Below are 16833 nucleotides of genomic sequence, written 5' to 3'. Positions count from 1 at the left end.
GAATGAATGAATATATAAATATATAAAAAAAGTCCTTACAAAAAGATTTGTAAGGACTTATCTATAAAAGGATATTTTATTATCCGTGGATATCTTCCTCTCTGAAAAGTTTTGCACCCAAGTACTCACGATTCATTCGAGCAATATTTGTTAATTTGATACCTTTAGGACATTCTGCTTCACAAGCACCAGTATTAGTACAGTTACCAAAACCTTCTGCATCCATTTGATCAACCATCGCCTGAGCACGCTCATAACGTTCCGTTTGACCTTGAGGTAATAAAGCGAATTGAGATATCTTTGCTGAAACGAATAACATCGCTGATGCATTCTTACAAGCAGCAACACAAGCACCACAACCGATACAAGTCGCTGATTCGAAAGCCTCATCTGCAATACGTTTTGGAATCAAAATGTTATTAGCATCCTGTGCACCACCCGTATTTACATTGGTATAACCACCAGCTTGTTGAATACGGTCAAATGCAGTACGATCTACCGCTAAATCTTTCAATACAGGGAACGCAGCAGCTCTCCAAGGTTCAATAACAATTGTTTGTCCATCATGGAATGAACGCATGTGCAATTGACAAGTAGTGATACCATATTTCGGTCCGTGAGGACGTCCGTTGATCACTAATGAACACATTCCGCAAATCCCTTCACGACAGTCATGATCAAAGTAAATAGGATCTTCGCCTTTACGAGTCAATTCATCATTTACGATATCAAGCATTTCTAAGAATGACATATCATCGGCGATATCATTTGCTTGTACAGTTACGAATTGACCTTTTGATTTATCGTTTTTTTGACGCCAAACTTTTAGCGTTAAATTCATATGTGCACTCATAATAATAATATTGAGTCTATCATTGACTACTATAATAGTAGTCAATGATATTATTTATAACTTCTTTGTGTTAATTTAACGTTTTCGAAAACTAACTCTTCTTTATGAAGAACCTCAGGTTGATTTTCACCTTTAAATTCCCAAGCAGACACATAAGTAAACTCTTCGTCAATACGTAGAGCCTCACCCTCTTCTGTTTGCGACTCTAAACGGAAGTGACCACCACAAGATTCTCTGCGGTTTAATGCATCATCAACCATTAACTCACCCAATTCGATGAAATCAGCAACACGACCAGCTTTTTCCAGCGACATGTTTAACTCTTCATTTTCACCTAGTACCTTTGCATTTGACCAGAATTCTTTTTTCAAGTTTTGAATCAATCCTTTAGCTTTAGTTAAACCTTCAGCAGTACGGGCCATACCACAGTATTCCCACATGATCAAACCTAATTCTTTATGAAGATCATCTACAGTTTTAGTACCATTTAAGGCTAATAATGCATTGATTCGTGTTTCAACCTCTTTGCGAGTTTCTTCAAATGCAGGATGATTTTTATCAACAGGAGCAAAAGAACCTAAGTTTGCAAGATAATCTCCAACAGTATAAGGAATCACAAAGTAGCCATCCGATAATCCTTGCATTAAAGCAGAAGCACCTAAACGGTTAGCTCCGTGATCAGAGAAATTACACTCTCCTAATGCATATAATCCAGGGACAGTAGTCATTAAATTATAATCAACCCATACACCACCCATTGTATAGTGAACAGCAGGGTAGATACGCATCGGTTGTTTGTAAGGATTCTCATCTGTAATTTGATAGTACATATCAAATAAGTTACCATATTTTTCACGTACAGTATCTTCTCCCAAACGACCGATTGCTTCGGCAAAGTCTAAGAATACAGCAACACCTGTTTTACCAACACCACGTCCTTCATCAACTGCTTCTTTAGCATTACGAGAAGCAACGTCACGAGGGACTAAGTTACCAAATGATGGATACTTACGTTCTAAGAAGTAATCTCTATCTTCTTCTTTGATATCAACAGCCTTTAATTCTCCTTTTTGAAGTTTTTGTGCCAATTCAACTGTTCTAGGAACCCACACACGACCATCATTACGCAATGATTCTGACATCAACGTTAATTTGGACTGGTGATCGCCAGTAACAGGAATACATGTTGGGTGAATTTGGGTATAACATGGATTTGCAAATAAAGCACCACGTTTGTGCGCTCTCCAAGCAGCCGTTACATTACATCCCATAGCATTAGTAGAAAGGAAGAATACGTTACCGTATCCACCAGTACATAATAATACTGCATGACCTTCATGTGATTCGATTTTACCAGTAACTAAGTCACGAGTTACGATACCACGAGCCTGTCCATCAATTTTAACAAGGTCAAGCATCTCATGACGAGTGTATGATTTCACTTTACCTTTATGTATCTGACGGTTTAAAGCCGAATATGCACCTAATAATAATTGTTGTCCAGTTTGACCACGAGCGTAGAAAGTACGCGATACTTGTGCACCACCAAAGGAACGATTATCCAATAAACCACCGTATTCGCGAGCGAAAGGAACACCCTGCGCAACACATTGATCGATGATATTAGTAGATACCTCAGCTAAGCGGTACACATTTGCTTCGCGAGCACGGTAATCACCACCTTTGATCGTATCATAGAATAAACGGAAAACAGAGTCACCGTCATTCTGATAATCTTTTGCCGCATTGATACCACCTTGAGCTGCGATAGAGTGTGCGCGACGAGGTGAATCTTGATAACAGAAAGTTTTTACATTGTAACCCAATTCTGCTAAAGAGGCAGCTGCAGAAGCTCCTGCCAATCCTGTACCAACAACGATAATTGTAAATTTACGTTTGTTAGCAGGGTTAACCAGCTTCATTTCAAATTTATGTTTTGACCATTTTTGAGCCAATGGCCCCGCAGGTACTTTTGAATCTAACATATCTTATATTTTATTTATTAGATCGTGCCTTATAGCACTATCCTAAAATATTGTTAACGGAAATAGAAATATAATGGCATTGCTGCAAATAGGATTGGAATAATTACACCAAAAACCCATACACCAATAAATTGAACCAATCCAATGTATCTTTTGTGATTGAATCCAACTGTTTGGAAAGCAGATTGAAAACCGTGGATTAAGTGGAATGCTAAAGCAGCCATCGCAATGACATACAAAGCAACCAAACCAACATTCTTGAAAGCATAATCAACTTGTTTATACAAGTCACGTGCTTTCACAATTTCAACACCATTTTCAGAAACGATAGAATAATCATGAAAATCTGCAGCTTGGATTTCTTGATGTGTAGTAACACCTGTCGATAGATCTGTACGATACTCGATGTAAGGTGTTTGGTCATTATGGTATTTCCACCAAAAATTTGACATGTGCGTCGCCAAGAATACCAAAATAACAGTACCTAAAATCCCCATGTTACGTGAATTCCACTTGCTGTTTGCGCTTCCATCATAAGATGCATACCCAATCGGACGTGCAGCCTTATTTTTTAATGAAATCACGATTGCATAGATCACGTGAATGATTACTGATGCATACAATAAATAAGACACAACCTTAATAGGGGTAAAATGCGTCATGAAATAAGCGTACTTGTTGAACGCTAAACCCGCGTCATCTTTAAATAACTGCAAGTTTCCAATCAAGTGAACGATTAGGAACATACATAAAAAAAGTCCCGTTAAGCTCATGATTAGCTTCTTCCCGATTGAAGAACTTAAAACTGGCTTTGATTTACTCATTATCCTTTGTAATTTAATTTAATTAGGCAAATCTACTATTTGATATTAAATATGATACAATTTTGACAAGAAAAAGAAGTAATTTAGAACTATTCTAAATCTTTTGCAAAAAAGGCCCGCTAATTATGATAGCGAGCCCCTTATAAATTGTTTTTTAAAAGTCTATAGACTAAATAAACGATAACCTAGACCAATACTCCACATGTTGATTTTTGGATTTGCTTGACTATCGTTGACTTTATTCAATCCCATTTCATAACGTAGATCCACACGTAAACTAGAAACATCAGCACCAACACCAAAAGCCCATGCCGTATTTGTTTTTTTATAACTATTTGGATCCAGATTAGCAATTATTTTATCTTGTTTATCATCAACCTTAAAAGAAAATATAGGTCCAGTTTGGATCCTTGCACCAATGGGTCCTAAACCAAAACGTTTTCCCAATAGCACAGGGATATCAACCGAAGTAAATTTTACATCTGTTGTTTCCCCGCCATCTGTTGAGACAGTGGTGTTTTTGCCAGTAATGTAAATCTCAGGTTGTACATGGAAACCTAATACACCGACACGTCCATACAGACCCGCCTGATATCCAGCTTTGTTGTCTGAATTGAAATACTTACCATCACTTTTAAATTTAGAAAAGTTTAAGGCACCCTTTAAACCAATTTCAAATCCAGGCAACAATTGTGCATTAGCAGTAGCAACACTTCCGCAAATTAATAGTAATGCAGGTAAAATTTTCTTCATAACTGTTATTTTCTATATAAATTGTATCTTTAACTAAACTTTCATCAAGTTTCAAAAATATAAGCAAATTTTATACCTAAAAAATGACAAGGCTCAAAATAACAACATCTGATTGGAATATAGCGAAAGAAAAAATAAAAAGAAAATATAATCATCTCCATGATGCAGATTTATCCTTTGAAGAGGGAGATGAAGAAAAACTGATTAAGCACCTGATGATTCGTCTCAACAGAGATCGAGAATATATTATATTTACGCTATCCAAGTCATTAAGTAATATTGAAAGTAATCGTTTATAATGGAAGAAATATCTTGGAGTGATTTTGAAAAAGTTGATTTACGTGTAGGTACAATCCTTACCGTAGCAGATTTTCCGAAAGCTCGAAAACCAGCCTATCAATTGACCATTGATTTTGGTTCAACAATAGGTGTTAAACAAAGTAGTGCCCAAATAACCGTACATTATAGTAAAGATGAATTAATTGGAAGACAAGTAGTAGCAGTTGTTAATTTTCCAAAAAAACAAATAGCAAACTTCTATTCAGAATGTTTAGTAACAGGATTTGCTGATGAGGATGGAAATATCATTTTAACAACAGTAGAAAAGAAAGTGCCCAATGGCGCTAGATTAATGTAATATGCGATATATCGATTTTGAAGGAACTTCTGTAGACAATGCAGATGATTTTTTTATGAAACAAGCATTGAAAGAAGCACACATAGCAATGGCAGAGGGGGAGGTTCCGATTGGTGCTGTTATCGTTCATAAAGGAAATATAATAGGAAGAGGTCACAATTTGACACAACGTCTTAATGATGTAACCGCCCATGCAGAGATGCAGGCATTTACTGCAGCAGCAAATCATTTAGGAGGCAAGTATTTAGTAGATTGTACACTTTATGTAACTGTAGAGCCCTGTGTTATGTGCGCTGGTGCTGCATATTGGACACATATAACAAGAATTGTGTTTGGAGCGAAGGACGACAAAAGAGGCTACTCGCAATTTCATGATAAAATTTTGCATCCCAAAACTATTGTTGAATCAGGAAAGCTTGGTGAAGAATGTGCAGAGCTGGTTAAATCATTTTTTCGTCAAAAACGCTACTAAACATCAGATTATTTCATCCCAAAACGAAACATAAAACTATATTAAACGTTATATTTGCATATAACAATCTTTTAAATAAACACAAAAATAAATAATTATGGCATTTGTATTAGAAGCGTTACCATACGCGTCAGACGCATTAGAACCACATATTGATAAAGCTACTATGGAAATCCACCATGATAGACATCATCAAGCATATGTAGATAACTTAAATAAAGCAATTGCTGGCACAGAAGCAGAAAACTTGTCTTTAGAAGATATCATTAAAAATATTAGTAAATACCCTGCAGCAGTTCGTAATAACGGTGGTGGACATTATAATCACAAATTATTCTGGACAGTATTAGGTCCAAATGCTGGCGGTGAACCTGCAGGTGAATTAGCAACAGCTATCAATGAAACTTTCGGTTCTTTTTCAGAATTGAAAACACAATTGCAAAATGCTGGTGCTACTCGTTTTGGATCTGGCTGGTCTTGGTTAATTGTCAATGCTGAAGGTAAATTACAAGTTACTTCTACTCCAAATCAAGATAATCCATTGATGGACGTTGCTGAAGTAAAAGGTACACCTATTTTAGGAATTGATGTTTGGGAACATGCATATTATTTAAAATTTCAAAATAAACGCCCAGCTTACTTAGAAGAAATTTTCAATGTGATTAACTGGGATGCAGTAGCAAAAAATTATGCTGCGGCTAAATAATTTTTTAGCTTTTGTATAAAACATATAAGGCGGTAAAATGATCACATTTTACCGCTTTTTTAATTTGTAAACGTATGAATATCAGTAATCGTTACATCCATCTTTTTGCATTATTTGCGATTTGCAGCTTATGGTCATCATGCCAGCCCTCCGCTACAAAAAATCAAGCACTATCTTTTGACCACTTACCCGATATGCAGTCCGGAAAACTGGATACCGCTACTTTTGCAGCAGGTTGTTTTTGGTGTGTAGAGGCACAATTCAAAACACTGGAAGGAGTACAACAAGTGATTTCGGGATATACCGGAGGAAAAACAAATAACCCGACTTATGTCCAGGTAAGTACAGGAACAACTGGACATGCCGAAGCTGTCAATGTCTTATATGATCCTCAGAAAATTAAGTTTGACACCTTATTGGAAGCGTTTTTTATAGCCCATGATCCAACACAGCTAAATAGACAAGGAAATGATGTAGGAACTCAATATCGTTCAGCCATATTTGTTCATGATAAACAACAATTATCAAAAGTCAATTATTACTTACAGAAGATGAAAGAAGAACATCTTTATGAGCGTCCAATTGTAACAGAAGTCGTTCCTTACAGTACATTCTACAAAGCAGAAGATTATCATCAGGATTATTATGCAAATAACCAAGATGACCGTTATTGTCAATATGTGATTAAACCAAAATTGGAAAAGTTTAAACATATTTTTACCAGTACGGCCAAAGACTAATTGAATAATTGGAACTCGGATTAAAATCTTGTAAATTTATTCTGAATTTTGATAAACTCATTGAAATTCAGGTTTTTGAAAATATAAAATTATTACTATGATAAAAGGATTTTTTAATGTACCTACACCCACAAATGAGCCAGTTTACTCATATGCTGTTGGTACTAAAGAACGTAAATTATTAAAAGCAGCTATCGATGAAGCCCGTGCTAAGCAAATTGACGTTCCGATGTATATTGGCGGAGAAGAAGTACGTACAGAAAATAAAGTATCGATCAACCCACCACACGATCACCAACACCTTTTAGGACACTATAACCAAGGTACAAAAAATCATGTAACAGACGCTATCAATGCAGCTTTAGCAGCTAAAAGCGATTGGGAAAACTTACCATGGGAAGATCGTGCAGCTATCTTTTTGAAAGCAGCAGAATTAGCATCTACAAAATACCGTTACAAATTGAATGCAGCAACGATGTTGGCGCAATCAAAAAATCCTTATCAAGCAGAAATCGATTCGGCATGTGAGTTCACTGACTTTTTACGTTTCAACGTACAGTACATGACCGAAATCTATGCACAACAACCCCCTGTATCTGGAAAAGGAGTATGGAATCGTTTAGAACAACGTCCATTAGAGGGCTTTGTATTTGCTTTGACACCTTTTAATTTTACAGCCATTGCAGGAAACTTGCCATCATGTGTTGCTATGATGGGCAATGTGGTCGTATGGAAACCATCGAATGCACAGATTTATTCTGCCCAAGTGTTGATGGAGATCTTTATCGAAGCAGGTTTGCCAGCTGGTGTGATCAACTTAGTATATGTATCAGGACCTGATGCAGGTGAGGTAATCTTTAAACACCCAGATTTTGCAGGTATTCACTTTACTGGTTCTACAGGTGTTTTCCAAGATATTTGGAAGACAATTGGAGAAAACATTCACCGTTATAAAACATACCCTAGAATAGTTGGTGAAACAGGTGGTAAAGATTTTATCGTGGTACATCCATCAGCAGATCTACAAGTTACCAATACAGCATTAGTGCGTGGTGCATTTGAATACCAAGGACAGAAATGCTCGGCAGCTTCCCGTGCATATGTTCCAGCATCGATGTGGCCGGCATTGAAAGATGCAATGACAGCAGATGTAAATTCATTCAAAATTGGTGGAACAGAAGATTTTACAAACTTTATCAATGCAGTTATTGACGAAAAATCATTTGATAAATTAGCCAAATATATTGACCGTGCTAAAGCTTCCGATGATGCAGAAGTGGTAATCGGTGGTACATATGACAAATCTAAAGGATATTTTGTTTCACCAACAGTTATCTTAGCTAAAAAGTCAGATTATGAAACCATGTCAGAAGAATTATTCGGGCCAGTTTTGACTATTTTTGTTTATGAAGATGACAAATGGGAAGAGACGTTAGAAATTGTTGATAAAACATCTATCTATGCATTAACAGGTTCAGTTATCGCAAAAGATCGTTATGCAATAGCACAAGCAACACATGCATTGCGCAATGCAGCTGGTAACTTCTATGTCAATGACAAATGTACTGGAGCTGTAGTAGGTCAACAGCCATTCGGTGGAGCTCGTGGTTCAGGTACAAATGATAAAGCCGGTTCTATGATCAACCTATTACGTTGGGTATCTCCACGTACGATCAAAGAAACCTTTAATCCGGATACAAATTACAAATATCCATTTTTAGAAGAAGGCGAATAATCGAGTAGGACTCATAAACAAGACAAGGCGTTTNNAAACGCCTTGTCTTGTTTATGATAAAATAGAATTTTTATTTTTTGAGATGTCCCACGATATCGCCATTATCTTTGATCATTTTTATGTCCAGAGATCTTTTATCACCATGTACATCGATCACCGTTCTTTCACCTGTCTTGGGTCCACCGCCAATAAACAGTGTATAGTTATGGTCTTGGTCAGGGGGGTGATAACCATATTGGTGTGTATGACCTGTAATCATCACATCAATTTTATATTTTTGAAACAATAGATGAAAGGTGGATCGGTTATGTAATGTGCCGTGCCAATCATCAGCGTGGAAAATAGGAATGTGGCTGACCACTACCGTATGTTGAGCTGATTTTCTTTCTTTTGATTGCAATACTTGTTCTAACCAAACCGCCTGTTCTTTGCGATAATGATCATAATCTACAGTCCCACCATATACTTCATGGGTATCGGGCTTATCCTCTCCACTGTCTAGTAGAATCCAATAAATAGGTCCCAATTTGAAAGATTGATAAAATTTATTTTCGGGATAACCGAAATACTTCTTGAAAATACGCGAAAATGAGCCTCTAGTTTCATGATTTCCCCGATTCATGATAAAAGGTTTACTCGTTTCAAAAAATGAAAAGGGTTGTAGCAGTTTTTCGGTGATATCATTTTGGTTGCTTACATAATGAAAAGAATCTCCATTAAGAATCGCAAAATCATATCTATCTAGATTTTGATTAGGCACCAGATCTTTGTATGTATTCTTTGTTTCATGAACATCGTTGTATATCAAGCAACTGATTTGATCTTGGTCTTTTTTCGCTAATTTTGCAGAAAGAATATCCGATTTAATTTCCTCGCCATAAACAATTTTATAAGCCTCAAATTTAAGAACTTCCTTAGCTACAATTCTATATTTAAATCTTCTTGGAGCATCAATTATGGTAAACTTAAACAAGTCAGTATTTGCTTCCAACATACCATCTTCACTTTGATATATTTTGCTCTTGATCTGATTGTTGTCATCTAAGATTTCTAGCCAAGCAAATGCAGGTTTATTGAGAATCGAAAATACGCTTATATTATTATTGATCTGATTCTGTAAATATGCGGGGACGATAAAATCAAATTTTACGCTATTACTAGCCTCAATTTTTTTATTTGCAAAGCTTATGTTTGGTAATGTTATACCTGCAATAGTTAAGGCTTCTAAAAATTTTCTTCGGTTGATACTCATGAGCTATTATTGGGCATTAATTTCAACATACACAGGTCTGTGATCACTGGCGTAGGTTTCGGATAAAACATGATGATTTTTAAATTTAAATTGATTTCCTTTATTTATCATGATAAAATCAATTTCACGATCAGGATTTACTTCAGGTATTGTAAATCCGTTTTTGATTTCACTTCGTGTAAATACTTTTTCTAAGTTGCGGATAGGTTGCTCTTCAGGTCGTGCATTGAGATCTCCAACTAAAATAACAAGTTCCTGATCATTTTTAAATTTATCGATGATAAAAGCCGTTTGTGCTAGTCGATTTTCTTTTTTCAGATCAAGGTGTGTATTCGCAAATTTGATTGTCCTTCCATTTAATTTAATATGGATGATGCCTAAACTTCTCTTTTCACTTTCAATTGGTGATGGAAGTTCGAAACGTTCACTTTTCACAATAGGATATTTTGAGAGGATGACAGTTCCATATTCACCATGATCAAGATTGATACCTTTGGAGAAAAAGTAGTGCATGCCCGTAAGTTCGGCTAATTTTTTCGCTTGATCCGTATTTTGGGAACGGTTCAAGTTAACATCGATTTCTTGTAAGCCCACTAGATCAGCATCTGTTTTTTTGATAATGGAAGCGATGGTATCTAGGTTAGTAACGCTAGCATGCTCACTGGGAGGATTGGCATGATGAATGTTATAAGTCAATATTTTTAATTGTTGTGCCGAAAGTCCGAGTGCACTGCAACATAAAATTGAAAGAATAAAATAACAAAGAATATGATTTTTCATTGGCAAAGGTTTTAAAAATAAATATAGCCATTCTTTTGGGAATGGCTATACCTAAATTATTTATGTAATATAAAATTAATCTTCTTCTAAAACAAGATTAGGATCTACACCTGAAACTTCCGCTCTGATCTTAGCTTCCAACTCATCTGCTAGATCTGGATTATCATGCAATAAGTTTTTTACAGCATCACGACCTTGACCTAATTTCGTTTCTCCATAGCTAAACCATGAACCCGCTTTTTTGATGATATTATATTCAACACCTAGATCGATGATTTCACCAACTTTAGAAATACCTTCTCCAAACATGATATCAAATTCTGCAATACGAAACGGAGGAGCTACTTTGTTTTTAACAATTTTTACTTTCACACGATTACCCGATACTTCATCCGAATCTTTGATTTGAGAAGTACGACGAATATCTAAACGAACAGATGCATAAAATTTCAACGCGTTACCACCAGTCGTTGTTTCAGGATTACCAAACATAACACCGATTTTTTCACGAAGTTGGTTAATAAAAATACAACAGCAGTTTGTTTTCGAAATCGTACCCGTTAATTTACGTAAAGCTTGAGACATCAAACGTGCCTGAAGACCCATTTTTGAATCACCCATTTCACCTTCAATCTCCGCTTTTGGTACTAAAGCCGCAACAGAGTCAATTACAATAATGTCAATAGCTCCCGAACGGATTAAGTTATCTGCAATCTCTAAAGCTTGTTCACCATTATCAGGCTGGGCAATTAATAGATTTTCTACGTCAACACCTAATTTTTGTGCATAGTATTTATCAAAAGCATGTTCCGCATCGATAAATGCAGCAATGCCACCTGCTTTTTGAGCTTCAGCAACGATATGTGTCGCTAGAGTTGTTTTACCTGAAGATTCTGGACCGTATATTTCAATAATACGACCTTTAGGAACACCTCCGATACCTAATGCAATATCAAGACCTAAAGAACCTGTAGAGATGGATTCGATAGCATCAACAGCTGCATCTCCTAACTTCATAATGGCACCTTTGCCATATGATTTTTCTAATTTATCTAATGTAAGCTGTAACGCTTTTAATTTATCTGGGTTGCTCATATTTTTAGTATTGTTGATTCAAAAGTACACAATAGTTTTTAATTCACAAAATATTTTTACTAAAAAAGTTAGTCTATATTTTTTCAGTTATGCTTTCTTTGATTTCCTTTACTTGATGCGTCTTTTCAAAGTATTTACACATAAAAGTAATCGGGCATTTATCACATTGGGGCTTTCGAGCCAAGCAAATGTATCGTCCATGTAGAATTAACCAATGGTGAGCAATTGCTATAGTATGTTCAGGTAGATATTTTACCAATTGCTTCTCTACTGCAAGAGGTGTCGTAGCACGGCTCGTTAATCCGAGCCGGTTGCTCACGCGAAACACATGCGTATCAACAGCCATAGCAGGTTTATTATAAACAACAGATGAGATTACATTTGCTGTTTTCCTGCCCACACCAGGCAGTTTGATCAGATCCTCTATTTTTTCGGGGACGACAGAGTCAAAAACATTGACAAGCATATTTGCCATGCCAACCAAATGTTTTGCTTTATTATTGGGATAGCTCACCGAGCGGATATATGAAAATACTTCATCCACGCTACTATTCGCTAAAGCTTCTGCATTGGGAAATTGTTGAAAAAGTTTAGGTGTCACCAGATTGATTCGTTTATCTGTGCATTGTGCAGATAAGATAACAGCGACTAATAATTCATACGGATTACTATAGTTCAATTCTGTTTGCGCATCTGGACTATTTTTAGAAAAGTATTCTACAAAAGCTTTATATCTATCTTTTTTCAACATATCTACCAAAGATAGTCAAGTTTTTAAAAAATAAAAAAGGCTTAATCTCCCGACTAAGCCTTTTTAGTAACTACCGATTTTGAATAATTCAAAATATGTTCAATGCATGAATCACTTGGATTCATCATCATATTCGGTAGCTGAAGTTTTAATTGTTGCTCCACATCTTCATCAGAAAATTTTGCTTCTGTTTCGATGTTCTTAACTTCATGTTCAGTTGTAAAGTTTTCGACCATACGCAATCCTTGTTGTTATCGTTAAATTTATAAGTAAAACGTAAAACAAGATGCAAATATTATGTCAATATTTTATTTTTTCTTTTTTGTGATATAATCATTTGCTTTTTCCACTGCCGTATATGCATTTACAATACCACCAGAAAGGGATATATCAGATAAATTTACGGTCTTAAAAGATCCATCTTCCAATTTAATACGTACGGTATCTTCTAGTTTTGTAACAGAATTCATGATAATTTCTTTAGTTTCCAAAGCCGTTAATTGTGGATAGTAAGATCGCAGCATGGCAGCTAGTCCCGCTACAACGGGAGCGGCCATACTTGTACCTTGTTCCTCTTTATACTCCGAGTGCGGTGCAGTCGAATTGATGTATAGCCCAGGAGCAAACACATCCACCGACGTCTTGCCGTAATTAGAAAAACTAGCTAGAAGTTCCTCATCTTTACGAGGACCAGTTGCACCGACGGTGATCCAAGCATCAGCAACTCCAGTTATTGCGCCAAGACTATCCGTGAAAAACTTATTGGGATAGTTAGGTGATAAATCATTATTCTCACTATCATTACCAGCAGCATGCACGAGCAAAACATCTTTTGACATTGCGTATTGTACAGCCTGATCAACTGTTTTTTTATTATATATATAGCTCTTGCCAAAACTCATATTAATTACTTTTGCACCATTATCCACCGCATAACGAATACCATTAGCAACATCCTTATCACGTTCATCACCATCAGGAACAAGACGTACGGATAAAATCTTGACATTATCGGCCACGCCTTTAATACCAATACTATTTGTACGATCGGCAGCAATGATACCAGCAACATGAGTACCGTGTAGTGCATCGGGTCCAGTTACATCTGGATTGCCATAGTGATATTCACTAGTATCATCATAGTTGTCGCCAACAATAGAACGAGAATCATAATCTTTGTTCAAATGATAAGCAATTTGATTACCAAAATAATCAGCCCCTTCCTTTAAATCCTGATAAAATTTAGCAAATCCCCCAGCTTTTTCGATCTCTTCTTTAGCAATTCGAATTGCTATTTTTTGACGATTGCCAGCAGGATTAAGGCTGTCCAGATCTGCTGTGGTGATTTGTGACTTATCTTTGTTGATACCTTTTACCAGATTATCTATATTCTCTTTAAGCGCGACATAGTTCATCGCGCCATACTTTGCATCATCTAATTTTTCATTATAGGTTTCGACCATTTTCAGGTAGGCATTGTAAGCTCGTTTCTCCTGGTCCGTTAATACGGTAGCGGCAGTTACCCCACTATATTTCGGCGCATTCTTACGAATTAATCTGGTTAGCTCTAAATTATCGAACTGTACATTTTCACCTTTTGCATTACCAATAAAATTCCACCCATATCGATCATTGATAAATCCATTGTTGTCGTTATCAATTCCATTAGATAAGCTATCCTTAACATTGATCCACACCACATTTTTCAGATCTTCATGATTGACATCGACCCCTCCATCCAGCACCGCAACAATAACCGGTGTTGATTTTTTGCCTTTTAAAAGGCTTTCATAAGTCCTCTCTGTACTGATGCCTAGAACACCATCTTTCTCATAATCTAAATTAAACCAATTTTCAGGCACGCTTTTATTATCTTGAGTATATCCCAAAACTGGTATTAGTCCTATAGCAAATACATAAAGTAATCTTCTTAAATTCATCTGTTGATATTTTGATCTTATTACGATCTGCAAATATAATGCTAGGAAGGGGCTTAAAATGTTAATTTTTATTAAATAATGCGAATACATCCTTATTTTTACTTTTTATATAATTCTGATTTTTTTTAATTATTCAGGATTATCTCATCTGTAAAAGTATATTAGGTATGATTATTTTAAATAGCATTATAGGAGCAGTTTCAGCAGAACAGTCCGAAGCAAAAGAATCAAAAAAAGAGTCGTTATCCTCCCCTATAGCGCCGGTCAAACCGCACATAAGAGATATTCATCATGATCAGACAGTCGATGAATATTATTGGATGAATGATTTTTTTAAGAAAGGACCAGATGCAGAATTGGTCATTGACTATTTAAAAAAAGAGAATGATTATACAGATGCAGTGCTAGAACCGACTACAGGATTGCAAAAGCAGCTGTTTCAGGAGATGAAAGCGCGCATTCAGGAAAAAGATGAATCAGTTCCATATCTTAAAAATGGATATTATTATTATACTCGTACAGAAGAAGGTAAGCAATATTTTAAGTTTTGTAGAAAAAAAGATCAGCCTGGTGCCAGAGAAGAGATTCTGCTGGATATAGATGCCATGGCAGAGGGGTATGCGTATTATTCTGCTACTGGATTCTCGATAAGCCCTGACAACAGTCTGATGTCTTTTGGTGTCGATACTGTATCACGAAGAGAGTATACCATATACATTAAAAATCTAATTACAGGGGAGATCTATCAAGATGAACTACATAGAACATCGGGGAGTTCCATCTGGGCAAAGGATAATAAAACGCTATTTTATACATCAAAAAATCCGGTGACACTCTTAAGTGAAAAAATTAAGAGGCATACATTGGGAAGCCAGACAGATGATGACGTCACTGTATACACTGAAATAGATAATACCAATTACATCGGTGTCAGCAAATCCAAGAATGGTGAATATATATTTATTCAATCAGAAGGAACACTTTCATCAGAGGTTTTATACCTAAAGTCTGATCATCCAGATGGAGATTTTCAAGTATTTCAACCCCGCATAAAAGATGTACTTTATCAAGTTACGGCTTTAGAAGACCGTTTTCTGATCGTGACAAATGATGATGCCATAAATTTTAAAGTTATGCAATGCCCACTCGAAAATACAAGTAAAGCACAGTGGACAACATTTATTCCTCACCGCGAAGACGTACTGGTAACTGATGTCGATGAATTCAAAAACTATTTGGTCATTTCCGAACGAAAAGATGGGTTATCTCATATTGCTGTACATCATTTGACAAGCAAAGAGCAGCATTATCTTGATTTTGGAGAAGTTGCCTACACTGTCTACCCAAGTACCAATGTTGAATATCATACCGATAAATTGCGTTACGGCTATACTTCATTGGTAACACCCTCCTCGACCTATGAATATCATCTAGAAACTAAGGAAAAAATCTTATTGAAGCAACAAGAAGTAGTTGGAGGTTATGATGTAAGTGCGTATACAACAGAACGCCTATATGCAATATCAAAAGATGGTGTACGTATTCCTATTTCACTTGTCTATAAAAATAGCACCAAGAAAGATGGCTCAGCACCGTTACTATTATATGCGTATGGTTCTTATGGATATGCCATTGACCCGACATTCAGCAGCGCTAGATTAAGCCTATTAGATCGTGGTTTTATCTATGCCATCGCTCACATCCGCGGAGGAGAGGAAATGGGACGGAAATGGTATGAGGAAGGAAAAATGATGAATAAGATCAATACATTTACCGATTTTATTGCCTGTGGTCATTATTTGATTGATCAAAAATTGACCAGCATAGGGCACCTTTATGCCCAAGGAGGAAGTGCCGGAGGACTTTTGATGGGAGCTGTGGCCAATATGGAACCCCAACTTTGGAATGGCATCATTGCACAAGTTCCTTTTGTGGATGTAGTCAACACCATGCTCGATGAAGGTATCCCCCTGACGACTAATGAATACGATGAATGGGGAAATCCAAATGATAAAGAAGCTTATCAATATATGAAGAGCTATTCTCCCTATGAAAATATAGAAGAAAAAGAATATCCAAACATGCTAGTCACTACTGGGTTACACGATAGTCAAGTGCAATACTTTGAACCAGCAAAATGGGTAGCAAAGTTGAGAAAGATGAAAACCGATAATCATGTATTATTGCTGAAAACAGATATGGAATATGGTCATGGGGGAGCATCAGGACGATTTGATTATCTCAAGGATATTGCGCTTAACTATGCATTTTTGTTTGCCTTGGAGCATATGGATAGTTTAAACCATAAAT

General features: G+C 36.3%; 17 protein-coding genes. 7 read left to right on the top strand and 10 right to left on the bottom strand.

Going from position 1 to position 16833, the window contains the following annotated elements:
• Positions 1–79: 79 nt before the first annotated feature.
• The 4 genes from B3P23_RS17140 to B3P23_RS17125 all read right to left on the bottom strand — a co-directional run bounded on the left by B3P23_RS17140 (position 80) and on the right by B3P23_RS17125 (position 4415).
• Entirely contained in the window at positions 80–841 is a 762-nt protein-coding gene (locus B3P23_RS17140; protein WP_045755610.1) for a succinate dehydrogenase/fumarate reductase iron-sulfur subunit, read from the bottom strand.
• A gap of 62 nt (positions 842–903) precedes the next feature.
• A complete protein-coding gene (locus tag B3P23_RS17135; RefSeq protein ID WP_045754626.1) occupies positions 904–2838 on the bottom strand; it encodes a fumarate reductase/succinate dehydrogenase flavoprotein subunit in 1935 nt (644 codons plus the stop codon).
• Positions 2839–2891: 53 nt separating this feature from the next.
• A complete protein-coding gene (locus B3P23_RS17130; protein WP_045754625.1) occupies positions 2892–3662 on the bottom strand; it encodes a succinate dehydrogenase cytochrome b subunit in 771 nt (256 codons plus the stop codon).
• Between the two features lie 162 nt (positions 3663–3824).
• Complete coding sequence (locus B3P23_RS17125) at positions 3825–4415, bottom strand: porin family protein (protein ID WP_045754624.1); 591 nt, start codon at positions 4413–4415, stop codon at positions 3825–3827.
• Positions 4416–4498: 83 nt separating this feature from the next.
• Between B3P23_RS17125 and B3P23_RS17120 the strand changes: the two genes are divergently transcribed.
• The 6 genes from B3P23_RS17120 (at position 4499) to pruA (ending at position 8705) form a co-directional block, all read left to right on the top strand.
• Positions 4499–4714: a hypothetical protein gene (locus B3P23_RS17120; RefSeq protein WP_045754623.1), complete on the top strand. Its 216-nt coding sequence runs from the start codon at positions 4499–4501 to the stop codon at positions 4712–4714.
• Complete coding sequence (locus B3P23_RS17115) at positions 4714–5052, top strand: tRNA-binding protein (protein ID WP_045754622.1); 339 nt, start codon at positions 4714–4716, stop codon at positions 5050–5052. The genes B3P23_RS17120 and B3P23_RS17115 overlap by 1 nt, the downstream gene beginning before the upstream one ends.
• 1 nt (position 5053) lies before the next feature.
• Positions 5054–5524: a nucleoside deaminase gene (locus B3P23_RS17110; protein ID WP_045754621.1), complete on the top strand. Its 471-nt coding sequence runs from the start codon at positions 5054–5056 to the stop codon at positions 5522–5524.
• Between the two features lie 97 nt (positions 5525–5621).
• Complete coding sequence (locus B3P23_RS17105) at positions 5622–6230, top strand: superoxide dismutase (RefSeq protein ID WP_293928397.1); 609 nt, start codon at positions 5622–5624, stop codon at positions 6228–6230.
• Positions 6231–6304: 74 nt separating this feature from the next.
• A complete protein-coding gene (gene msrA / locus B3P23_RS17100; RefSeq protein WP_293928396.1) occupies positions 6305–6970 on the top strand; it encodes a peptide-methionine (S)-S-oxide reductase MsrA in 666 nt (221 codons plus the stop codon).
• A 97-nt stretch (positions 6971–7067) separates the two neighbouring features.
• Positions 7068–8705 (top strand): L-glutamate gamma-semialdehyde dehydrogenase, encoded by a 1638-nt coding sequence (gene pruA, locus B3P23_RS17095; RefSeq protein WP_045754618.1) that lies wholly within the window; start codon positions 7068–7070, stop codon positions 8703–8705.
• Between the two features lie 70 nt (positions 8706–8775).
• On the opposite strand, the gene B3P23_RS17090 is transcribed toward pruA, so the two are convergent.
• From B3P23_RS17090 to B3P23_RS17065, 6 genes are all read right to left on the bottom strand, one after another.
• On the bottom strand, positions 8776–9957 hold the full coding sequence (locus B3P23_RS17090) for a metallophosphoesterase family protein (RefSeq protein WP_293928395.1): 1182 nt from the start codon (positions 9955–9957) through the stop codon (positions 8776–8778).
• A 6-nt stretch (positions 9958–9963) separates the two neighbouring features.
• On the bottom strand, positions 9964–10737 hold the full coding sequence (locus tag B3P23_RS17085; RefSeq protein ID WP_293928394.1) for an endonuclease/exonuclease/phosphatase family protein: 774 nt from the start codon (positions 10735–10737) through the stop codon (positions 9964–9966).
• 75 nt (positions 10738–10812) lie between these two features.
• The gene (gene recA, locus B3P23_RS17080) at positions 10813–11832 is read right to left on the bottom strand and encodes a recombinase RecA (RefSeq protein ID WP_094771512.1); all 1020 of its coding nucleotides are present in this window, start codon (positions 11830–11832) and stop codon (positions 10813–10815) included.
• A gap of 73 nt (positions 11833–11905) precedes the next feature.
• The gene (nth, locus tag B3P23_RS17075) at positions 11906–12583 is read right to left on the bottom strand and encodes an endonuclease III (protein ID WP_094771511.1); all 678 of its coding nucleotides are present in this window, start codon (positions 12581–12583) and stop codon (positions 11906–11908) included.
• Between the two features lie 53 nt (positions 12584–12636).
• Entirely contained in the window at positions 12637–12819 is a 183-nt protein-coding gene (locus B3P23_RS17070) for a hypothetical protein (protein ID WP_094771510.1), read from the bottom strand.
• A 72-nt stretch (positions 12820–12891) separates the two neighbouring features.
• Complete coding sequence (locus tag B3P23_RS17065) at positions 12892–14523, bottom strand: S8 family serine peptidase (RefSeq protein ID WP_293928387.1); 1632 nt, start codon at positions 14521–14523, stop codon at positions 12892–12894.
• Positions 14524–14690: 167 nt separating this feature from the next.
• Here B3P23_RS17065 and B3P23_RS17060 point away from each other — a divergent pair.
• On the top strand, positions 14691–16833 hold a 2143-nt coding region (locus tag B3P23_RS17060), incomplete at its 3' end, for a S9 family peptidase (RefSeq protein ID WP_293928385.1).

Source organism: Sphingobacterium sp. UBA6320 (assembly GCF_002440335.1).
Lineage (GTDB): Bacteria > Bacteroidota > Bacteroidia > Sphingobacteriales > Sphingobacteriaceae > Sphingobacterium.
The sequence above is the reverse complement of the archived record's forward strand: the minus strand, read 5'-3'. Positions and strand labels throughout refer to the sequence as shown.